We start from the raw sequence: 19,040 nt of genomic DNA on the forward strand, positions 1-19,040 counted from the left end.
GCGCTACACGGAATTGGTCAGAACGATCGAATCGACATTACGCCCTGTTTCAGGGTCAATCGTGTCGCAGCGATCGAAGTGCCCCGTGCTCAGCAACTGATTAATCACCGCAGCGGTTGCTTGCTTCGTATTCGGAGTGCGGGCATAACGGCTACGCAGCCAGTAGTCGAGAGAGTGAGTTTTAACTTTCGCCAGCGCCGTAGGAACAGCGCCAATCACCATGTGATCCGTTTGCCGACGGCGAAGCTCGTCTATGAGCCGCTCAACGTAGAAACCTGCTTCAGGCCCGCCATGGGGGAGGACGATCCAGGAGCGAGAGCGGGTAACGTTTTTGATATCAGTATTGAGAGTTTTGAATGCTGCCTCCAGTTGCTCAATTTTGGAGTTGTGCTGGAAATCTACCAGTCGCGACGCCACCGTGTGAGACAGGTCTAGCATGCGAGCAAGTCCAGCCACTCGAATGCCGTCAGATTGAATTGCGTTCCACAAAGCGATCTTGGCGACCACCTGAATGGGCAACTTAACGACAGCCTGTCGTTCAGCTGGGATAGATGCTTCTGGGATGTGGCGATATTGCTCTACATAGAGGCTGAGAGCTTCAGTTATGGCCTGCAAGGATTTTTCTTCGGCCTCGCTTTGCTTTTCAAACGTGCAGCATGCTTCAGGAATATCGGGACACGAGAAAATAAACTTACCAGCTTCTTCATGAATGATGACGGGGTAGTCGTACATGCTTCACCTATCGATTAGATGTGGGGCTCATGCCCGCTCTATGCGGGCTTTGGCTAGCTGCCACGGAGGCAGTTGTCGTGGAAAAAACGCTACGGCCCTATTTTGCATCACTTGTGATCGATGTCAATCATAAATGATTAATTTTATGGCTTTGCCTTCCTCATCTATTGAGTGCTTGGGGGCTAGAAAATCATGGGCCAACTGAGCAGACCTCTCCCGCCTGGCTCGCTAGCTGAAGAGCCTAAGCTAACTATCTGTCCCGCAACTGGTGTGTGGGACTGGGTCCAGCGCGAGATTCTGGCCGACACCGGCAGCATCCACAACGAAGACCATGCCCACCTACTGGATGCAGACATCCAGGTCATATGGTCATCGTCGAGCTTCGAGAAGCAGGGGCGTACAGTGCTGGGCCAGGCCGAGCAGGTACCTGCCGCGACCTAATGCTCATGATACGAGCAGGGAGAACCAGGAGCGCTACGTTGGCTACAAGCAGCGGGCCGTGTTTTACAACGCCACTGGCCGGACCAAGCACAGCCTGGTGGGTGCTGTATTCCGTACCTGGCCGACGCTGACGGTCCCGGGCGCGCTCGACTACGTGGCCAAGGATGTTGATGGTCAGGGCGTGAGCATCTACCAGCAGTCCCAGTCAGTGATTGGGCACCTGCTTGAAGTGGGCCGTCACGGGCTGTTGGTGGACTACCCGCAAGTTGATGGGCAGGCGGTGAGTGTTGCAGATATGGCGTCTGGCCGTGTCCGTTCGACGATCAGCAGCTACCCAGCGGAAGCGATCAAGAACTGGAAGACTCGCAAGGTCGGCGGCCAGCATCTGCTAAGCCTGGTGGTGCTGGAGGAGAAGGTCGATGTCGACACTGATGATGGCTTCGGTAGCAAGCAGGTACGGGGAGACAATGTCATCTCGGCACCGGCTGCTCACAGCCTGGAGCTCATCAGTCACCTTGAACCGTATCCATGCCGCGTCACTGGCCTTGGCCGTCTTCTGCTACACCACATACAGAAACCCTTCCCGAACCCCATCAAATCGCATATTGAGGATGTCAGTGCGACGCTGCGCCGTGATCAGCGCAAGGTCGATTGCGTTCTGCAGCCAGGGCGGCGACTTCTCCCGAATGGCTTTCAAGCCCTCAATGGTGTGTCGTTTACGTTGCTTCTTCTCGATTCTGTTGATGGTGCTGGCTGCTGGGTTGTCCGGACACAGCCCCTTCGCCGCGGCATGATTGAAGATGTTGATCAGCAGGGCGCGGCATTGGTTGGCCGTGCGCGGGGTGAGGGCGTCTAGCATCTTAGCGATCATACGGATTGTGATCTGGTCGAGGGCCTGGCCTTCGAAGTGCTTTCGAAAGCGGCGAAAGTGGACGGCGTAAAGGCCCCAAGGTGCCCTTGGCTAGCTCGCGCGGCGGCAGGACATCGCGCTCATCCGACCACGAACGGCAGCTTTCGGCCTCCTCCTTTGCGCAGTTGCACTCCACTTGACCCCCCGTTTGCATTCGACTTGACCAGTCATTTGCATTCGTTCTGACCACCGATCGCATCGGATTTCACCAGCACGCTTTGTAACCATGATCGGCAGAGAACTACCAGGAGCTGCTGGCGGACGTAGCAATGACGAAAGAGCAACTATGCTAGGTCTGATGCCGGAATTGATCGAGCAGGTCGGGCCTTGCGTCCATACGTCATGGCAAAACAATGGGAGTGGGATCGATTCGCTTGTGTTGAATCGGCCGTTGCTCCATCTCAAGGAAGGTCTGCCGGAGGTCTGAAGTTGCGAATCGCTTTCCTAGTAAACCGGGACGTGGAGAGCAATCTCACTCTCAATTTCCTGTTACCCGAGATTCACGAGAGCACAGTGGGAATTTTCCTCTCGGAGAAAGTGGGATCGGGCAGGAAGGTGCCACGCATGCTCGGACAACTAGCATTGATCGAGCAGGACCTCTTCAATGCCTTGGCCCCTGGGTTAATCGGATCGAGTGACCAGGTCAGCAGCAGGCATCGATTCGGTTTTGCAGAACTGCAGCAACGCTTTGGGGTTCCTGTGCGGGTATTGCCCAGCTTGGGGGATCCTGCGGGCCTGCAAATGCTGCAGGATGTGGGAGCGGATCTGTTCATCTCAATCCGCTTTGGTCAAATCCTGAAGAATGAAGCGTTGGCAATTCCGCCACGCGGCGTCCTCAATCTTCACTCTGGCCTCTTGCCTCAATATCGAGGTGTTCTCGCGACCTTCCGGGCGCTGCTGAACGGGGACCTGGAGATCGGCTGTACTCTCCATTGGATCGACAGTCCCGGCATTGATGTTGGTCGTATCATTGAGACTGCGCGTGTGGCAGTCGAAAAGGAGCGCTCCTTGCTTTGGCACATCCTTTCACTTTATCAACCAGGCGCGCGTCTCATCATGAACGCCATCAGGCGCCTGGAGCGCGGTGAGCCCATGACGGGGACGTCTCAAGATCCATCTGCCGGGGCCTACTACTCCTTTCCCAGCGAGGATGACCTGATGCGGTTCACTACACTGGGGTGGCGGCTCTTCGATCGCGAGGACGTTTGGGATCTTTTCGAATCGTACGGATTTCCGTTGCGGATAAGCGCTCCTTGAGAGGTTCAGTGCGCTGTTCGCCATGGGCGCCACGCGAGTATCTGTCGGTGAGGATGGCCCGCAGCAGGTAAGGGCCGACCTTAGCTATTACGAGTGGCTTAAGCAGCAGCCTGCTGCCTTCCAGGACAAGGCTATTGGTCCGGTTCGCGGGAAGCTGTTCCGGGAGGGCGGGCTGAGTGTTGAGCGCTTTGCGGAGCTGCAGCTTGATCGCAACTTTGCACCGCTGACGCTTGAGTAAATGAAGACGTTTGAGCCTCTGGCGTTCGAACGTGCGGGTTTGATAGGGTCATAAGGCCTACCGTTCATTATGAAGTCAATCATGATTTACAGCCTGAAAGTCTCCGAAAAATATGACGTTGAGATCTGTATTTACTTTTTCCAATGCGCAATTGACGCAAGTAATTGGTCGGCAGCTTTAACGCAATTGGCAACGCTTGGTGGGATTGTTCAGAAAGCGTTTGCCGCCGGAAGACTGGATGTTGAGTCCAAGGAAATTATTTTATTTGTTGCCGCATTTCCTGATCTTCTTGAGAAAGCCAAGAAGTTTGGTGGAGGGCTGGACGACTTGGTTAGAGAGGCTTGCGGACAGAGCCCATATGGGGCTCCTGTTGCTGAGGTTATACGAATGACCTACATCTAATAACAGATGAAAAAGACAGACCCGCTTCGGCGGGTTTTTTTATGCCTGCAGGCAGGGCCTGCATCTCGTCTCTGGGAGACAACCAATGCTGAAATTCCAACTGGATACCCTGGAAGGGGTAGACGAATCCGTGCGCGCTTTTTACACCGAGAAAGAGGGCAAGTATGTCATCGGTATCGAGGGGTTGCCTCAGCCTGAAGACGTCACCGGCCTAAAATCGAAGGTTCAGGAACTGCTCGACGAGAAGAAGGCAGCCGATATGCGATGCATCACAGTATCGTTGTAAGGAAAAAACCGGTCTTTACTCTAGCCACGCTGCTTGTCGATGATCGATCTCGGTATGTGGTCAGTCGATGGCTATTCGGTCTAAAGGTGTCAGCCGGGAATGACATAGCGGCCACGCCGATATCGGTTTGCGGTACTGCTACACAGTTGGCTTGATGCAACTCCTGGCAAACATGCTCAGTGTCAGCGTGATACGCGGCGTGCCACTTTACTGCCTCGGGCCAATGGTTTGCTGCCCAGAGGATCTGGAGGGCTGCAGCACGCGCGCCGGTGCTCCATCCGCCCATGCCGGCGAATAGGTCGATCGCTGTGGTCTTCTTTACTCCGAGCAATTCCGGATCGGCCAAAATTACGATTCAGACCGATAAAAAGAAGGGAAGAGGCGGCCCATGCAGGACCGCCGGGATTACTGTTAACCGTGCAGCTGCACGTACACGTAAAGAACTAGAAGAAACAGAATCAAGCGACCGATGATCACAGGTAGAACTCCAAGAACGAGCGATATTGCTCATCTTGTAAGTGCTTGGGTGAAGGGCACCAAAAAGAGGGGTAAAAAACCGCGCATGAAAAATTTTATTACCGCAGAAGCAGTCGATATCTTCCACTAGATAGTCGAAATCTAAATCCGTCTGCTTGGATCGCTGGTGAGCGACCGGTAATTTGGCCGGTCCTGCGGGAACACCTGACCGAGCCGTTCTTCGGTGTCAGACCACCAGATCACCTTGGACGGATCTTCCTGCATATGGATGGTCCATCAGCTTGGCCTCGTTCTTCTTCCAGCCCAGGTCGCAGTTGCCGTAATCCGAATCCATGCCCAAGTCGAAGGGGTGCGCTGACCAAAAGGCCGCTATCCCCATCCTTGATGATGCCCGCGACGTAGGATGGGCAAACGCTGTCCCACCGGGCATTGCCGTACTCGTTGGCGTTTATCATCCGGCTGTATCGACGGAGCTCATCGTAACGGATGCCGACGATGCAATCCCACTCGTCATAACCTAGGGCTCGCCTGTGCTTCTCGCCGATCTTCACCTTGAGGTAGGCAGTGCATATGTTGTTGAAGTTCGGGAGTGCGGCCGGCAGGTTCTTCTCAGCCTTCCGGTATGCCAGGTAGTACTCAAGCATCATCATGAACGGCTCTCGTCGGAGTCAAGCGCCCGCTTACCCGATTGGACTTGATCCTCCTTATGGGGCAAGGTCTGGCTCCGCTCACCTCGACCAGGAAAGCCCATGACCCATACAGAACGAGCCACTCTGCTGCTCGCGTGGCTTTGCGAAGAAAGCCGTGCCATCGACCACCGCGATATCATCCTGTTCGATGAGGCGCTGGGTGAGCACATTGCCGACTATGAGGCGGCAGTCGATACCGGTTGTTTCGAGTTCTGTGGCGATACCTATCGCAACAAGGCTGGCACCCAGAGCAACCCGCATCTCATGGATGGGTTGGTTCTCTTTGCCTACGCCCGCGAGTCGCTGCGAGCCCAGTCAGAGCAGACAGAAACCTCCCAGGAACCGACCTGCACTGCAATGCTGTTCACTTAAGCGAGGTGATCCCCTGTAGGAGCGAAGCTTACTCGCGAGGGTCGTTAACCCGCGCTCTTGTTGCAGGCGGATGTCCAGGCGGGACGCCTGGTCCAACTCTTTCCAGAGCAGGAGCTGCCCAGTCGCCCGGTGAATGTGGTGTACCTGCCAGATCGATATCACTCGGCCAGGTTGCGCAGTTTCGCGCAGTTCCTGACGGAACAGTTTTCCCCAGGGGACGAAGTGCTTCTAAGCTCGTTCCCGGACTCGCGGCTCAGCTGTTCATCTTGGCCGCCAGCAGCGCCCGCTCCTTGGTGAGCGGTTGGAGTACGCCCGGGTTGCTGCCGGTACGCTGGTAGAGAAAGTAGTTTTCGGCGTGGTCATGCAAGATGCGGTAGATCTCGCCCTGTCGTTTCGGCCTCGGTGATACGCGGCGGTCTACCAGCAATTGATACTTGTCGATGTGCAGGCGTTTCAGCGCCTGCTCGAAGTCTTCCTGGGTCGTGACATCCCAGCGACGGATGTTGCTTACGTGGTACATGAGTGAAAAGAAAATGAACAGTACCAGGCCTTGAGTGGCGAGGTGCTTTATGACGTGTTCCATAGAGGGACTTCCTGTCTCCTGAAGCAGGGTGAATCACCGGCCAAGAGCGCCGTGGTCTGTACCAGCATGGGTTTCGCATGGCTTGGCAGGGGCAAGGGTGAGACGAAAAGGCTTCAATTGGCTCTATCGGGGTGCTAGGTTGGTCGAGTTATCGGCCATAGATTGTGTAGGAAAGTGCCATGGAGTCCCAGGTTTTTGAGAACAAGCGCATCGGCGTGGAGGAACTTACCGGTCAGGTCGTTACGGGCGTAACCTTTCTGGATTGCGACTTTTCCCGGGTCGACCTGTCGGAAACCCAATTCATCGATTGCAGCTTCTACGACCCCGAGCGGCAAGTGGGTTGCAACTTTCGCAGCGCCAAGTTGAAGGGCGCCTCGTTCAAGCGCTGCGACCTGACGGTCTGCGTGTTCAACTTTGCCAGCGCCCTGGGGCTGGAGATCACTGAGTGCAAGGCACAGGGCGCCGACTTCAGCAGCGCCAGTTTCATGAACGTGATTTCCAGCAAGTCCTGGTTCTGCAATGCCTACATCAACAACAGCAACCTGGCCTACAGCAACTTCTCCAAGGTGAACCTCGAGAAGTGCGAGCTGTGGGACAACCGCTGGACCGGTGCCAATGTCACCGGGGCCAGTTTTACCGGATCGGATCTGTCTGGTGGCGAGTTCAGCCTGTTCGACTGGCGATCTGCCGACTTCACCGGCTGCGACCTGACCAACTCGCAACTGGGCGACCTGGATATCCGGCTGGTGAACCTGGACGGGGTCAAGCTCGACCGTGACCAGATCAGCCACCTTGCCGCACACCTGGGAATCAACGTGATCGGCTAGCCGCGATTGCGGCCTGTGAATCGCCACGGCGTTCTTGTATCCCGAAGGCTGCCCAGGCCACCTCATTGCGCCTTGTGCAGCGGCTGGGCCGGATTGCCACAGACCGTGGTGTAGGGTGCCACGCTCCTGGTCACCACTTCCCCCATGCCGATCACCGCGCTACGGCCGATGACGGTGGGGCGTTCTGCCGCACTCTGCTTGATGATGGCCCCGGCGCCGATACAGGCATGGTCCTCGATCACCACCGCACCGTTGCAATGGACATTGGGAGCGAAGGTGACGAAGTCGCCGATGATGCAGTCATGGGCCACATGGTTATTACAGGTTGGCATGGAAGAAACGGCCAAACCCTCCAGCCCACAAATTGCGTGGACGTCCACGGTGTGCGGTGCCTCGTGGCAATACCGTTGCTGGCATCAGCCGCCAAGCCTAACGGATTCACCCTGGCGCAGGGCAGGGGGCAAGGTATTCCTGCCAGGCGCCGGTCATGCAAGGAACCAACGACCAGCCTTGACCTCCCAAGACCGCATCCAGAAGATGCACCCCATCAACCCCAGGCTCAGGAGAGAGCATGCAGGCGCAAGACGGTTACTTCGACATCACCCCCGAGGATCTGCAAGATCGTTCCCTGGCCGAATTGGTCGCCAGCCAAACCTTGCCCGTGCGTGGCGTAGGCCTGGACCTGAGCGGCCAGGACCTGTCTCGCATCAACCTCGCCGGGGCCCATTTCGAACGTTGCAGCTTCAGCGGCAGCAACCTGACCGCCGCCAACCTGAGCAATAGCCATTGGCTCAGCTGTCGGGCCGGCCAGGCGATCCTGCGCTCGGCGGTGCTCACCGATGCCCGTTTCGAACGCTGCGACCTGAACAACACCCTGTGGCAGCGCAGCAAGGTCGCCCATGTACAGTTCGAGGGTTGCAAGCTGACGGGGGCCAATTTCGCCGATGTCTCGGCCCTGGGCCTGGTTTTCTCCGATTGCCTGCTCAACAGCGCCATGCTGTCCGGCATCTCGTTCTACAAGGCGCAGCTGTACAAGATCGATTTCAGCGAGGCCGACCTCACCTACTGCGATTTTCGCAAGGCGGTGTTCGTCGAGGGCGGCAGCCTGTCCCTGGCCCGGGTGAACAATGCCCGTTTCGACGATGCCGACCTGCGCGAGGCGAGCCTGCAGGGCCTGCGGCTGGTGGACGCCAAGCTGTTCAAGGGGGCGATCATTTCCCGTAGCCAGGCCGGCATGCTGTTGGCTGGCCTTGGGCTTACGGTGCTCTGATTCAGGTCCGCATCGTGGCCTGTTGTGCCTCGAACAATTCATCGATCACCCCCAAGAACGCCTCCACCAGGTGACTGCGCCCCTGGCTGCGGGTCAATACCAGCAGCGGGGCGCTGGCCCCCAGGTCGGTCACTGGCCGGTAGGTCACACCCTTGCGGGCCAGTGTCTGGGTACAGCTGGGTACCAGGGCGATCCCCTGGCCCGCCGCCACCAGGGCAATGATCGAGGTGATCTGGCGCCCGCTGGGGCCAGGGCGCAGGGGCAGGTCGTTGCGTCGGTACAGCTGTTCTATGGCCTCGTTGAGTCCCGAGCCGTAGCCGGTCGGAAACTGGATCAGCGGGTACTCGCTCAGCGCAGCCAGGTTCACCTCGGCCCGGGCCGCCAGCGGGCTGTCGCTGGCGAGCGCCGCCACCAGGGGTTCATCGCCCAGGGACCGGGTGTGGATTTCGCTCAGCTCCTCTGGCGGTTGCATCCGGCTCAGGCCGATATCGATACGACCGTCGACGATTTGCCCCCACTGGCTGACCGACGCGCCTTCCACCAGGGTCAGTTGAACCTGCGGAAAGCGTTGGGCAAAAGCCTGGAGCGCCTGGCTGAACAACTCCGACAAGGCAATCGAGCTGGCGTAGCCCAGGGCCAGTTGCCCGGCGCTGCCTGCGGCCAGTTTGTCCGCCATGACCTGGGCCCGCTCCACCTGTTCCAGCACCGCCTGGGCATAGGGCAGGAAGTGCTGGCCCTGGGGAGTGAGGGACACCGCGCGGCTGGTACGGTCGAACAACCGAAATCCCAGTTCGTTTTCCAGCGTCGAGATCTGGCGGGTCAGCGGCGGTTGCGCGAGGTGCAGGCGCAAGGCGGCGCGGCCGAAGTGCAGCTCTTCGGCGACGGTCAGAAAGTAACGCAACCTGCGTAGATCGAGCATCCTGGCTCCCGGGTATCGATCGGTCGAAAATCGGTATTGGTCTTGGTTCGGCGGCGTATTTTATAAAGCCCTTTCGTCACAAAACGAGAGGTTTCATGAATCTGCCCCAGCATCACGCCCGCCTGGCCCTGTTTTTATGTGGTTGTGCGGCTTTTCTCCATTTGTATGCCACCCAGGGCATTCTCCAGGTACTGGCCCAAGAGTTTGCCGTGGGCACCGCACAGGCCGGCTGGAGCATCACCCTGACCACGCTGGGTGTGGCGCTCAGCGCGCCTTTGAGCACGCGCTTGAGCAGCCGCTTTCCACAACGCACGGTGATCGTGCTGGCCGCCTTGCTCCTGGCACTGCCGTCGGTGTTGCTGGCTGGCGCTGGCAGCCTGTTCCAGCTGCTGGCCTGGCGCCTGGTCGAAGGCCTGCTGATTCCCCTGGTGTTCGCCACCAGCGTGGCCTATATCGGCGATCGCTGGAGCGGCGGCACCGTCACCGAAGTCACCAGCCTCTATGTCGCCGGTACCGTGCTCGGCGGCTTAGCCGGGCGCTTTGTCACCGGCGTCGCGACCCAGTACCTGGGCTGGCGCGAGGCCTTTGTGGTACTGGCGGGCCTGAGCGTGCTCATCGGCCTGGCCATCCATCGCCTGTTGCCGGCCAATCCCCCCGTGCCGGCCGGTAACACCACGCGCCGGGCGGGTCTGCGTGAGCTGTGCAGCAAACCCTTGCTGGCGGCCTATGGCGTGGGGTTCTGCGTACTGTTTTCGCAAGTCGCCACCTTTACCTATGCCGGGCTCTACCTCAGCCAGCCCCCCTTCGCGCTGGGGCCGGCGGCCCTGGGCACGCTCTACAGCGTATTCCTGCTGGCACTGGTGGTCATTCCCGTCGCCGGTCGCCTGAGCCGCTCCCGTCCCCAGGTCGAGTTGCTAGCGGTCGCGGCGCTGCTGGGCGTCTGCGGTTCGGCCCTGACCCTACTGTCCTCCCTGTGGCTGATGGTGCTGGGCCTGGCGCTGAGCTCCACCGGGGTGTTCCTGGCCCAGGCTGCGGCCAATGCCTTTACCAGTACCAGGGCCGGGCCAAACAAGGCCCGTGCGGTAGGGCTATACCTGAGCTGCTACTACCTGGGGGGCAGCGGCGGGGCCCTGGTCCCGGCACTGCTTTGGGAGCGCTGGGGCTGGCACGGCTGCGTAGCGCTGATCGTGATGTTCCAACTGCTGGTCCTGCTGATCGGCTGGTTTGGCTGGCGCGCCCCGCAACCCCGGCGGCAGTTGGCCGGTTGATTCAGCCAGCGCCTGCGACGTTGTTTGCTTTGTTCCCTCCACTTCATCCGGCCCACATCATGAACGATCTGAACCACGCCACCCCGGCCCCCGCCAACGACACCCAGGTACGTCGCCGCTCCCTGCTGGCCGGATGCAGCGCCCATGCCGTGCATGACGGGCTCACCGATGTGATCTACGTATTGCTACCGCTCTGGCAGGCGCAATTTGCCTTGAGCTATGGGCAGATCGGCCTGTTGCGTGGGGTCTACTCCGCCATGATGGCCGGCTTCCAGTTGCTGGCCAGTCGGGCGGCCCGGCGCTGGGGGCGCGAGCGATTGCTGGTGGGCGGTACCGCACTGGCCGGGCTGGCCTACCTGCTGGCGGGGCAGGCCACCGGGCTTGCGGTATTGCTCCTGGCCCTGGCGCTCGGAGGCCTGGGCGCCAGCACCCAGCACCCCCTGGCCTCATCGATGATCACCGATACCCATGAAGCCGGTGGCGGGGTCAAGGAAGCCCTGGCCCAGTACAACTTCGCCGGAGACATCGGCAAGACCCTTGTTCCCGGGTTGGTGGGGCTGCTGCTGGCCGTGGCCAGCTGGCGGGCCAGCGCCACCCTGGTCGGCTTGCTGGGGCTGGGCTGCGCAGTGCTGCTGTGGTGGCTGATGCCATCCAGGGACAGTACCTTGGCCATGCAGGGCAAGGCCCCGAAGGCCGCCAACGGCCATGGCTCGCTCAGTGGGTTATGGGCGCTGATCGTCACCGGCACGCTGGACAGTGCCGTGCGCATGGGCTTCCTGACCTTCCTGCCGTTCCTGCTCAAGGCCAAGGGCGCGGGTAGCGTCGGGATCGGCCTGGCCCTGACCCTGCTGTTCATCGGCGGCGCGTTCGGCAAGCTGTTCTGCGGTTATCTCGGGGCCCGCATCGGCATGATGAAGACCGTCTGGATCACCGAATCCAGCACGGCCTGCCTGATCGTGCTGGCGGTGTTCCTGCCCTATGGCGGCCTGATGCTGATGTTGCCGCTGCTGGGCCTGGTGCTCAACGGCACCTCATCGGTGCTCTATGGCGCAGTGCCGGACCTGGCGGCTGCTGGCAAGCGCGAACAGGCGTTCTCGCTGTTCTACACCGGCACCATCGGCGGCGGGGCGCTGGCCCCGGTTCTGGCAGGCCTGCTCAGCGATGCCAGCAGCGTGATGGTAGCGATCATGGTACTGGCGGCGCTCCTGCTGTTGACGCTGCCACTGTCGTGGTACGTGCAACGTGGGTTGCAAGTCGAGGGCGGCTGAGTCGCTGGTGCCATGCGCTTGCAGTCGTTATGCACCATTTTTCACATAGATTTACAGCTGCCGGAAAAGCTCCGCGCTAGCCTGTCGTCATTGCAGATCGCCAGCCAGGGGACGATCCCGGCCATGCCGTGGAGCGTTGGCCACGGCTGGCTCTGGACTCAAAAATAGATCGATCAATCAGTCTATTCATCGCGCTGCACGAGCCTGCTGCGCCAGGATGAGCAATGAGAACGGCAGACCCCTACAAGGCACAGCATCGGCGTCGCCAGATCCTTGGCGCCGCGGTGGAATGTTTCGCCCGCCACGGTTTCCACGCCACCAGCACCGCACAGATCTGCGCCGCTGCCGGGATGAGCCCGGGCAACCTGTTTCATTACTTTCCCAGCAAGGCAGCGATCATCGCGGCCATTGCCGAGCAGGAGCAGGACAATATGCTCCGCTTGTTCGAGCGCTGGTCCGCTGCCGAGGATGCACTGGGGGCCATCGAGGAACTCGCCCTGGCCATGATGGCGCTTTCCAGCGACCCGCTGCAGGCCCGCATCAGCATCGAAGTCGCCGCTGAGGCCACGCGCAATCCGCAGGTGGGGGCACTGTTCGCGGCCAATGAAGCCCAGGTCAAGGCGGGTCTGGCGGTGTTGCTCGAACGTGGCATGGCCGCCGGCCAGGTCGACCCGCAGCTCGACCCGGGCAAGGCCGCGGTATGGCTGGTGGCGCTCACCGAGGGCGCCATCGCCAGGGTAGTGCTGGAGCCCGGGTTCAAGGCCCGGGAGCACCAACCCATGCTGCGCCAGATCATTCGGCGCTTTCTGCGCCCGCAACCCCTGGAGCCTGGTTGAGTACCGCCCGCAATACTCCAGGCAGCCATGGCCAGCTCCACGGCAGAGCATTGCGCCCAGCGCAAGGGCGCGCGTAATCATTCGAGAATCCAGCAGATGAACCCGACGAATCCCACCCCCGAGCAACGGCGCGAGCAGCGGCTCCAACGCCTGGCCCAGCACAAGCCCAAGCTCCTGATCATGGCGCTGCTGACCCTGGTGGTCGCCGTGCTGGCGCTGTGGCTGCCAGGAACCCAACTGCCCGGTGGCAATAACAACCAGGTAGCGCCGGCCATGAAGGTCAGCAGCGTCGTGGCCCAGCCGGGCAGTGTCGGGCAGAGCCTGTTCATCAGCGGCAGTGTGGTCCCCCGGGAAGAAATCGCCATTGGCACCGCGTTGCAAGAACAGCGCGTCGCGGCAGTCTTGGTGGAAGAGGGAGACCAGGTGATAGCGGGCCAGACCCTGGCGCAGTTGGAAACCAGCACTCTGGACGCCCGGGTACAACAGGCCGAGGCTGCGCTGCGTCGCAGCACTGCTCTGATCCGCCAGCACCAGGCGCTGCATGCCGAGGCCCGGACCAACCTTGGCCGCCTCGATCAACTGGGCAGCGTTGGTGCTGCCAGTGCCCAGCAGGTGGACCAGCAGCGGGCCCAGTCGCGGTCTGCCGAGGCTAACCTGGCGGCAGCCCAGGCCGAGCGTGAACAGGCGCAGGCCGAGCTGGCGGATGCCCGGGCCCAGCGGCAGAAAGCCGTGGTGCGGGCACCGGTGGCGGGGGTGATCTCCGAGCGCCATGCCCGTATCGGAGCCATGAGCGGTAGCGAGCCATTGTTTCGCTTGATCCGCGACAACCAGCTGGAGCTGGACGGCGAAGTGACGCAGAACGGCCTGGGCCTGCTTGAAGTCGGCACCCAGGTACAGGTCCAGGCAGCGGGGGTGGCGACGCCAGTGGCCGGCACTGTGCGCCTGTTGGCCCCGAAGGTCGACCCTACGAGCCGGCGAGCCCGGGTACGCATTGCCCTGGCCGCCGAGCCCGGCCTGCGTGCCGGCAGCTTCGCCAGCGCCAGCCTGGAGAGACCGCAACAGGCCACGAGCCTGGTGCTGCCACAGCGGGCCCTGACTTTCGTCAGCGACGAACAGGCCTCGGTCATGGTGCTGGAGCCGGACGGTACGGCCAAGTTGCGCCAGGTTCGTGTCGGTCGGCGTGATGGTATCCAGGTCGAGGTACTCGCTGGCCTCGCCGAGGGTGAGCGGGTCGTGGCCCAGGCCTCGGCGTTCGTTCGCGATGGCGATATCGTCAACCCGGATGACGAGCCTTCGAGGGCGACGCCATGAGCCTGCAACTGTCCTCTTGGGCGATCCGCCGGCCGATCCCCACCCTGGTGATGTTCCTGGTGTTGACGGTCGCTGGCTGGTTCTCTTTCGTGCAGTTGCCGATCAATGCCAATCCCAGGGTGGAGTTCCCGGTGATCACCGTAGTGATTTCCCAGGTCGGGGCGGCGCCCACCGAACTTGAGCATTCGGTGACCCTGCGGGTCGAGCGCGCGGTATCGGGCCTGGCCGGGATCCGCCATATCACCTCCACCGTGGGCGACGGTATTTCCCTGACCACCGTGGAGTTCCAGCTAGGGGTCGACCCGGGACGCGCGGCCAACGATATCCGCGACGCCATCGCGCTGATCCGCGCCGACCTGCCGCAGACCATCGAGGAGCCGATGATCACCCGTGTCGATGTCGAGGGCGGGGCGATCCTCAACTATGCGGTGCAGGGGCGCGACCGCCAGCTGGCTGACTTGTCCTGGTTCGTCGACGATGTACTGAGCCGTGAGTTGCTGGCGGTGCCGGGGGTACAGAAGGTCCAGCGCCAGGGTGGCGTCGAGCGCGAGGTCAGGGTCGAGTTGCAGGCCGAGCGCCTGCAAGCCCTGGGCGTGACCGCCGACCAGGTCAATGCGCAACTGGTGCAGAGCAATATCAACGTGCCTGGTGGGCGGGCCAGCGTGGCCAGCAGCGAGCAATCCATCCGCACCCTGGGCAGTGCACCGACCGTGCACGCCCTGGCCAATACACCCATTGCCTTGTCCGATGGACGCTGGGCACGCCTGGAGGACCTGGCCAAGGTCTACGACGGTGCCAGCGAGGCCCGCTCCAGGGCTCGGCTCGACGGTCGGGAGGTGGTGGGGTTCGCAGTGTTTCGCGCCAAAGGCTCCAGCGACACCCGGGTCGCCGCCGGGGTCGAGGCCACGATCCAGCGCCTGCAGCAGCAAAACCCCGACCTGCAGATCCTCCAGGTCTCGTCCACCGTTGACTACACCCTGGCCAGCTATGACGCTGCCGTCATGACCCTGGTAGAAGGCGCGTTGTTGACCGTGCTGGTGGTGTTTGTCTTCCTCAGGAGCTGGCGTGCCACCCTGGTGGCTGCCATTGCCTTGCCGCTCTCGATCCTGCCGACCTTCGTGGTGATGATCGCCTTCGGCTATTCCCTCAACAGCATTACTTTGTTGGCGTTGACCCTGGTGATCGGCATCCTGGTGGACGACGCCATCGTCGAGATCGAGAACATCGAGCGTCATCTGGACCAGGGCAAGCGTCCCTACCAGGCGGCCATCGATGCCAGCGACGCCATCGGCTTTGCCGTGGTGGCGATCACGGCGACCATCGTTGCGGTGTTCCTGCCGGTGAGCTTCATCGGTGGTTTCGTCGGCCAGTACTTCGCTCCGTTCGGCATCACCGTATCGGCCGCGGTGCTGGCTTCGTTGCTGGTGGCGCGACTGGTCACGCCCCTGCTGGCGGCCTATCTGCTGGCGCCCAAGGCCTGCGCCAGTGGAGGACACGACCCGGCGCCAGCCTCGCCGCGGGGAATCCTGGCGCACTACCTGAACCTGCTGGAATGGGCCCTGGGCCATCGACGCCGAAGCCTGGGTATCGCCGGCTTGTTCCTGTGTGGCTCGTTCGCCCTGGTGCCGCTGCTGCCTTCGGGCTTCATGCCGGTCAACGACACCAGCCTGACGCGTATCGATGTGTTCCTGCCGCCGGGCACGCCCCTGGCCCAGACCGACCAGGTTTTCACCCGCATGGCCGAGCAACTGCGCCAGCGGCCCGAGGTGCTCTCGGTGTTCGCCACCGCCGGCGGTGAAGACCCCTCCGGCACCACCGACGTGGCGACCGGGCAACTGCTGGTCCGGTTGGTGCCGGCCAGCGAGCGCGAACTCAGCCAGAAAGCCTTCGAGCAGTCCCTGCGCCCGTTGCTCAACGGTTTTGCCGACCTGCGCTATTCCTTTCGTGGCGAGGCCGCGGCACGGGATGTCTCGATCATCCTGGTGGGGGCCGATGGCCAGGTCCTGAGCCAGGCCGCCCATGCCTTGCAACGGCAGATGCGCGGTATCCAGGGGCTGGCCAACGTCCAGGTCAACGAGCCGCTGGCACGTCCGGAACTGCTGATCCAGCCCCGGGCGGACGAGGCGGCGAGGGCCGGGGTCAGTGCCCAGGCCATCGGCAGCGTGGCGCGGATCGCCACCGTGGGGGAGATCAACTCCAGCTCGGCGCGTTTCAACTTTCCCGATCGCCAGGTACCGATCCGGGTACTGCTGCCGCAGATCAAGCAGGGTGATCTCGATGCCCTGAACAACCTTGGCGTGGGCACCAACAGCGGCACCGTGGTGCCGCTGAGCGCCGTGGCCGATATCGGTTATGGCAGCGGGCCGGCGCGGATCGAGCGTTTCTCGCGGCTGCGCAGGATCTCGGTGGATGCCGATCTGTCCGGGCTGACCCTGGGGACTGCACTGGAGGCCGTGGAGCAGCTACCGGCCCTGCAAGACCTGCCCCAGGGCGTGACTCGCATGGAGTACGGCGATGGCGAGTACATGACCGAGATGTTCGACAAGTTCGCCGTGGCCATGGGCTTCGGCATCATGATGGTGTTCGCGGTGCTGGTGCTGCTGTTTCGCGATTTCCTGCAGCCACTGACCATTCTCACTGCGCTGCCACTGTCGGTGGGCGGAGCCATCGGCGGGCTGTTGCTGTATGGCGCCGCCATCGACATGCCAGTGGTCATCGGCCTGTTGATGTTGATGGGCATCGTCACCAAGAACTCGATCCTGCTGGTGGAGTTCACCATCGAGAAGCGTCGTGCCGGCGTGTCCCGGCACCAGGCCCTGATGGAGTCGGGAGCCGAACGGGCACGGCCGATCATCATGACCACCCTGGCCATGGTCGCCGGCATGCTCCCGGCGGTGTTCAGCACCGGGGCCGATGCCGGTTTCCGCGCCCCCATGGCGGTGGCGGTGATCGGCGGCCTGGTGACCTCGACCCTGCTCAGCCTGGTGCTGGTGCCGGTGGTGTTCAGCTACCTGGACGACTTGAACCAGTGGCTGGCGCCGCGCCTGGCCCGGCTGACCTCGGTGACGGCGCAGGACCGTGCCGAAGGGCGCCTGTGAATACGGGCCGGGTGGCCAGCCAACCTTTGAACGACAACTTTGTGGATGACCCTCATGACCTGGTTTTCAGCGACTGTTCAAGACTATTGGCAATCACAGTTCTGCTGCCCGGAAGGCTTGCAGGGCAACGGCGGTTTCAGTGTGCGACTCAATCCCGAACTGGAGGACGAGTCACGCCTGATGCTGCTCCAGACCCCCGGCGGCAGCCAGGCGGTACTGACCCCGGCCATGGCGCAGATCATGGGGTTGCCCGAGGCCCCGGTAGCCACCGAGGCCGAGTTTCTGGCCCGGGTGGCGCGGGCCGGCATCACCTTCAATGGCGCCGACCATGTGTTCTATTTCCCTCGCCAGTGCCAGGCCGAGTTGTTTGGCGACGATGCCCTGGGCGATACCCGGGCGCTATCGGCCAGCGATGAGCAGGCCTTCACTGGCTTCCAGTCCAGTGCCAGCGAAGAGGACCTGGACAATGCCTACGTCGAGCTGGACCACTGGGCGGTATTCGGGGCGTTCGACGAAGGGCGGTTGGTGGCGGCGGCCAGCCTGTATCCCTGGGACGAGTCGAGGCTGGCCGATCTCGGGGTCCTGACCCTGGAGCCGTTTCGCGGCCGTGGCCATGCGCGCAGGCTGGTGCGGGCCATCTGCCGACATGCCCTGGAGCAGGGCCAGGAGCCGCAGTACCGCTGCCAGACCGACAACCTGGCCTCGGTGGCGCTGGCCCGGGCTGCCGGGCTGGCGCTGTTCGGCCAGTGGTGGGCGGTTTCTGCGGACTGCGAGGTCTGAAGCCTCGGCGCTCTTGCCGTGGCGGGCCCGGCTGGGCGCATTCTCAGGGGTGTTTCCTGAACCTGGACGGCCAACATTGACGCGGGCCCGGCCAAAACACCCGGGTGACCCGCATCAGGGTAGGGGAGGCAGGATCAGGCGCCGACCATCCACTTGGCCAGGCCGTGGCGGCCACTGACCCCCAGCTTGGCGGCGGCACGCTTGAGGTAGGTCTCGATCGAGCTGTTCTTGACGCTCAGGCGCTGGGCCATCTCCGGCACCGTGCCGCCGGTCAGCAACCCCAGGCAGACTTCCTTTTCCCGGGCCGAGAGCGTGATGTCGCCCAGCGACAGGCGCTCGTCGAACTCCCGCTGCAACGGGGACTGGTCCTGATTGGCCACCGGCCGCGTGCTCCAGTTGCGCAGGCTCTTCAGGGCTTGTTGCCGATATTGTTGGGCATGGCGCTCCAGCAGTGGCAGCAGGGTAGTGGACAGGCTCTTGAGAAACGACAGCTCGGCCAGGGAAAAGGCGCCCTGGGCCGACTCGCGATAGAAGGCGATGACACAGCGGCGGTTGGCCTTGCGCGAGACCAGGTGGCACTGGTGGGGGAGATTGCGCGATTGCCGGTCATGGGGCTGGATGTTGATCTGGATCAGCAGCGAATCGTCCATTTCCAGCATCTTGTGCAGCAGTGGGTCATGGCGTCGCGGTGGCTCGGGCAGTGGCAGCTCTTCCTGCAAGCCGGCGCGCCCCAGCAGGGCGATCTCCCGGGAGCAGCCCAGGTTTTCGTCGAGGGTCCACTCGCTGAGCAACAGTTGGCTCACCGAGACCAGCTTGTTCACCAGTTCGAGCATGTTGGCGGCGAACTGCCCATGGCCGGTGCTGGAGATCAACTGTCCCAGCTCCAGGTAGAAGTGTGGGGTTTGCATGTTCGCGAGGTTGCTGCTCAGACTCATATCCCTATCATCCTTGATCAAGGCAAATCGCTGATCGAAGCCTTGTTGCGACGGCACACCGCAACAGGTTCTCCATGAACCTGATCCGGTCAGACGAATCTGATTTAAGCCTAAGAATTTGCTTGGCGTCTGTAGGGGTAA

At 61.8% G+C, this 19,040-nt stretch carries 18 protein-coding genes and 5 pseudogenes; 15 read left to right on the forward strand and 8 right to left on the reverse strand.

The annotated features are described in order from the left end of the window. Positions 1 to 3: 3 nt before the first annotated feature. Positions 4 to 732, reverse strand: coding sequence for a type II toxin-antitoxin system HicB family antitoxin (locus I9018_RS10660; protein WP_241109393.1), 729 nt, complete (start codon positions 730 to 732; stop codon positions 4 to 6). A 201-nt stretch (positions 733 to 933) separates the two neighbouring features. Here I9018_RS10660 and I9018_RS10665 point away from each other — a divergent pair. Both I9018_RS10665 and I9018_RS32775 read left to right on the forward strand, forming a co-directional pair. Beyond that, a pseudogene (locus I9018_RS10665) lies at positions 934 to 1,158 on the forward strand (putative metallopeptidase); the annotation flags it as partial. Next, positions 1,157 to 1,630: pseudogene (locus I9018_RS32775) on the forward strand (hypothetical protein); the annotation flags it as partial. The pseudogenes I9018_RS10665 and I9018_RS32775, both read left to right, overlap by 2 nt. On the opposite strand, the pseudogene I9018_RS10670 reads toward I9018_RS32775, so the two are convergent. Continuing rightward, positions 1,622 to 2,165, reverse strand: a pseudogene (locus I9018_RS10670) (integrase); the annotation flags it as partial. The pseudogenes I9018_RS32775 and I9018_RS10670 overlap by 9 nt on opposite strands. A 482-nt stretch (positions 2,166 to 2,647) precedes the next feature. On the opposite strand from I9018_RS10670, the gene I9018_RS10675 reads away from it, so the two are divergent. The 4 genes and pseudogenes from I9018_RS10675 (at position 2,648) to I9018_RS10690 (ending at position 4,266) form a co-directional block, all read left to right on the forward strand. Further along, entirely contained in the window at positions 2,648 to 3,340 is a 693-nt protein-coding gene (locus tag I9018_RS10675) for a formyl transferase (protein ID WP_241109394.1), read from the forward strand. Then, positions 3,336 to 3,578 (forward strand): annotated as a pseudogene (locus I9018_RS10680) (phage head morphogenesis protein); the annotation flags it as partial. The gene I9018_RS10675 and the pseudogene I9018_RS10680, both read left to right, overlap by 5 nt. 81 nt (positions 3,579 to 3,659) lie before the next feature. Beyond that, positions 3,660 to 3,980, forward strand: a complete 321-nt coding sequence (locus I9018_RS10685) for a hypothetical protein (RefSeq protein ID WP_241109395.1) — start codon at positions 3,660 to 3,662, stop codon at positions 3,978 to 3,980. An 85-nt stretch (positions 3,981 to 4,065) separates the two neighbouring features. Further along, complete coding sequence (locus I9018_RS10690) at positions 4,066 to 4,266, forward strand: hypothetical protein (RefSeq protein ID WP_241110220.1); 201 nt, start codon at positions 4,066 to 4,068, stop codon at positions 4,264 to 4,266. A gap of 106 nt (positions 4,267 to 4,372) precedes the next feature. Here the strand turns inward: I9018_RS10690 and I9018_RS32720 are convergent. Together I9018_RS32720 and I9018_RS10700 are read right to left on the reverse strand one after the other, a co-directional pair. Beyond that, positions 4,373 to 4,597: pseudogene (locus I9018_RS32720) on the reverse strand (DNA cytosine methyltransferase); the annotation flags it as partial. Between the two features lie 385 nt (positions 4,598 to 4,982). Further along, positions 4,983 to 5,393 carry a hypothetical protein gene (locus tag I9018_RS10700; protein ID WP_241109396.1) on the reverse strand — a complete coding sequence of 137 codons (411 nt, stop codon included), beginning with the start codon at positions 5,391 to 5,393 and terminating at the stop codon, positions 4,983 to 4,985. Between the two features lie 99 nt (positions 5,394 to 5,492). Between I9018_RS10700 and I9018_RS10705 the strand changes: the two genes are divergently transcribed. Beyond that, the gene (locus I9018_RS10705; protein WP_068586332.1) at positions 5,493 to 5,804 is read left to right on the forward strand and encodes a hypothetical protein; all 312 of its coding nucleotides are present in this window, start codon (positions 5,493 to 5,495) and stop codon (positions 5,802 to 5,804) included. Positions 5,805 to 6,057: 253 nt separating this feature from the next. Here the strand turns inward: I9018_RS10705 and I9018_RS10710 are convergent, their stop codons facing one another. After that, the gene (locus I9018_RS10710) at positions 6,058 to 6,387 is read right to left on the reverse strand and encodes a hypothetical protein (protein WP_068586336.1); all 330 of its coding nucleotides are present in this window, start codon (positions 6,385 to 6,387) and stop codon (positions 6,058 to 6,060) included. A 179-nt stretch (positions 6,388 to 6,566) separates the two neighbouring features. Here I9018_RS10710 and I9018_RS10715 point away from each other — a divergent pair, with 179 nt between their 5' ends. Then, positions 6,567 to 7,214, forward strand: a complete 648-nt coding sequence (locus tag I9018_RS10715; RefSeq protein ID WP_241109397.1) for a Qnr family pentapeptide repeat protein — start codon at positions 6,567 to 6,569, stop codon at positions 7,212 to 7,214. Positions 7,215 to 7,276: 62 nt separating this feature from the next. Here the strand turns inward: I9018_RS10715 and I9018_RS10720 are convergent, their stop codons facing one another. After that, positions 7,277 to 7,546 carry a hypothetical protein gene (locus tag I9018_RS10720; RefSeq protein WP_346780100.1) on the reverse strand — a complete coding sequence of 90 codons (270 nt, stop codon included), beginning with the start codon at positions 7,544 to 7,546 and terminating at the stop codon, positions 7,277 to 7,279. A 239-nt stretch (positions 7,547 to 7,785) separates the two neighbouring features. Here I9018_RS10720 and I9018_RS10725 point away from each other — a divergent pair, with 239 nt between their 5' ends. Further along, positions 7,786 to 8,484, forward strand: a complete 699-nt coding sequence (locus tag I9018_RS10725; RefSeq protein ID WP_241109398.1) for a pentapeptide repeat-containing protein — start codon at positions 7,786 to 7,788, stop codon at positions 8,482 to 8,484. Position 8,485: 1 nt separating this feature from the next. Here I9018_RS10725 and I9018_RS10730 read toward each other — a convergent pair whose 3' ends face one another. Next, positions 8,486 to 9,403 carry a LysR family transcriptional regulator gene (locus tag I9018_RS10730; RefSeq protein WP_068586343.1) on the reverse strand — a complete coding sequence of 306 codons (918 nt, stop codon included), beginning with the start codon at positions 9,401 to 9,403 and terminating at the stop codon, positions 8,486 to 8,488. Between the two features lie 95 nt (positions 9,404 to 9,498). On the opposite strand from I9018_RS10730, the gene I9018_RS10735 reads away from it, so the two are divergent. The 6 genes from I9018_RS10735 (at position 9,499) to I9018_RS10760 (ending at position 17,964) form a co-directional block, all read left to right on the forward strand. Next, the gene (locus I9018_RS10735) at positions 9,499 to 10,671 is read left to right on the forward strand and encodes an MFS transporter (RefSeq protein ID WP_241109399.1); all 1,173 of its coding nucleotides are present in this window, start codon (positions 9,499 to 9,501) and stop codon (positions 10,669 to 10,671) included. A 59-nt stretch (positions 10,672 to 10,730) separates the two neighbouring features. Beyond that, positions 10,731 to 11,939 carry an MFS transporter gene (locus I9018_RS10740; RefSeq protein ID WP_241109400.1) on the forward strand — a complete coding sequence of 403 codons (1,209 nt, stop codon included), beginning with the start codon at positions 10,731 to 10,733 and terminating at the stop codon, positions 11,937 to 11,939. A gap of 224 nt (positions 11,940 to 12,163) precedes the next feature. Continuing rightward, positions 12,164 to 12,775: a TetR/AcrR family transcriptional regulator gene (locus tag I9018_RS10745; protein WP_124346315.1), complete on the forward strand. Its 612-nt coding sequence runs from the start codon at positions 12,164 to 12,166 to the stop codon at positions 12,773 to 12,775. A gap of 96 nt (positions 12,776 to 12,871) precedes the next feature. Continuing rightward, positions 12,872 to 14,086, forward strand: coding sequence for an efflux RND transporter periplasmic adaptor subunit (locus I9018_RS10750; RefSeq protein WP_241109401.1), 1,215 nt, complete (start codon positions 12,872 to 12,874; stop codon positions 14,084 to 14,086). Continuing rightward, on the forward strand, positions 14,083 to 17,184 hold the full coding sequence (locus tag I9018_RS10755) for an efflux RND transporter permease subunit (protein WP_241109402.1): 3,102 nt from the start codon (positions 14,083 to 14,085) through the stop codon (positions 17,182 to 17,184). The genes I9018_RS10750 and I9018_RS10755 overlap by 4 nt, the downstream gene beginning before the upstream one ends. 54 nt (positions 17,185 to 17,238) lie before the next feature. After that, positions 17,239 to 17,964: a GNAT family N-acetyltransferase gene (locus I9018_RS10760; protein ID WP_241109403.1), complete on the forward strand. Its 726-nt coding sequence runs from the start codon at positions 17,239 to 17,241 to the stop codon at positions 17,962 to 17,964. A gap of 134 nt (positions 17,965 to 18,098) precedes the next feature. On the opposite strand, the gene I9018_RS10765 is transcribed toward I9018_RS10760, so the two are convergent. Continuing rightward, complete coding sequence (locus tag I9018_RS10765; RefSeq protein ID WP_068586368.1) at positions 18,099 to 18,899, reverse strand: helix-turn-helix transcriptional regulator; 801 nt, start codon at positions 18,897 to 18,899, stop codon at positions 18,099 to 18,101. Positions 18,900 to 19,040 lie beyond the last annotated feature (141 nt).

Source organism: Pseudomonas sp. MPFS (assembly GCF_022537035.1).
GTDB lineage: Bacteria > Pseudomonadota > Gammaproteobacteria > Pseudomonadales > Pseudomonadaceae > Aquipseudomonas > Aquipseudomonas sessilinigenes.

What these genes read in the sequence shown, in the direction of transcription:
- I9018_RS10660 (WP_241109393.1), bottom strand. Translation starts at nt 732, where the DNA reads ATGTACGACTACCCCGTCATCATTCATGAAGAAGCTGGTAAGTTTATT.
- I9018_RS10675 (WP_241109394.1), top strand. Translation starts at nt 2,648, where the DNA reads ATGCTCGGACAACTAGCATTGATCGAGCAGGACCTCTTCAATGCCTTG.
- I9018_RS10685 (WP_241109395.1), top strand. Translation starts at nt 3,660, where the DNA reads ATGATTTACAGCCTGAAAGTCTCCGAAAAATATGACGTTGAGATCTGT.
- I9018_RS10690 (WP_241110220.1), top strand. Translation starts at nt 4,066, where the DNA reads ATGCTGAAATTCCAACTGGATACCCTGGAAGGGGTAGACGAATCCGTG.
- I9018_RS10700 (WP_241109396.1), bottom strand. Translation starts at nt 5,393, where the DNA reads ATGATGATGCTTGAGTACTACCTGGCATACCGGAAGGCTGAGAAGAAC.
- I9018_RS10705 (WP_068586332.1), top strand. Translation starts at nt 5,493, where the DNA reads ATGACCCATACAGAACGAGCCACTCTGCTGCTCGCGTGGCTTTGCGAA.
- I9018_RS10710 (WP_068586336.1), bottom strand. Translation starts at nt 6,387, where the DNA reads ATGGAACACGTCATAAAGCACCTCGCCACTCAAGGCCTGGTACTGTTC.
- I9018_RS10715 (WP_241109397.1), top strand. Translation starts at nt 6,567, where the DNA reads ATGGAGTCCCAGGTTTTTGAGAACAAGCGCATCGGCGTGGAGGAACTT.
- I9018_RS10720 (WP_346780100.1), bottom strand. Translation starts at nt 7,546, where the DNA reads ATGCCAACCTGTAATAACCATGTGGCCCATGACTGCATCATCGGCGAC.
- I9018_RS10725 (WP_241109398.1), top strand. Translation starts at nt 7,786, where the DNA reads ATGCAGGCGCAAGACGGTTACTTCGACATCACCCCCGAGGATCTGCAA.
- I9018_RS10730 (WP_068586343.1), bottom strand. Translation starts at nt 9,403, where the DNA reads ATGCTCGATCTACGCAGGTTGCGTTACTTTCTGACCGTCGCCGAAGAG.
- I9018_RS10735 (WP_241109399.1), top strand. Translation starts at nt 9,499, where the DNA reads ATGAATCTGCCCCAGCATCACGCCCGCCTGGCCCTGTTTTTATGTGGT.
- I9018_RS10740 (WP_241109400.1), top strand. Translation starts at nt 10,731, where the DNA reads ATGAACGATCTGAACCACGCCACCCCGGCCCCCGCCAACGACACCCAG.
- I9018_RS10745 (WP_124346315.1), top strand. Translation starts at nt 12,164, where the DNA reads ATGAGAACGGCAGACCCCTACAAGGCACAGCATCGGCGTCGCCAGATC.
- I9018_RS10750 (WP_241109401.1), top strand. Translation starts at nt 12,872, where the DNA reads ATGAACCCGACGAATCCCACCCCCGAGCAACGGCGCGAGCAGCGGCTC.
- I9018_RS10755 (WP_241109402.1), top strand. Translation starts at nt 14,083, where the DNA reads ATGAGCCTGCAACTGTCCTCTTGGGCGATCCGCCGGCCGATCCCCACC.
- I9018_RS10760 (WP_241109403.1), top strand. Translation starts at nt 17,239, where the DNA reads ATGACCTGGTTTTCAGCGACTGTTCAAGACTATTGGCAATCACAGTTC.
- I9018_RS10765 (WP_068586368.1), bottom strand. Translation starts at nt 18,899, where the DNA reads ATGAGTCTGAGCAGCAACCTCGCGAACATGCAAACCCCACACTTCTAC.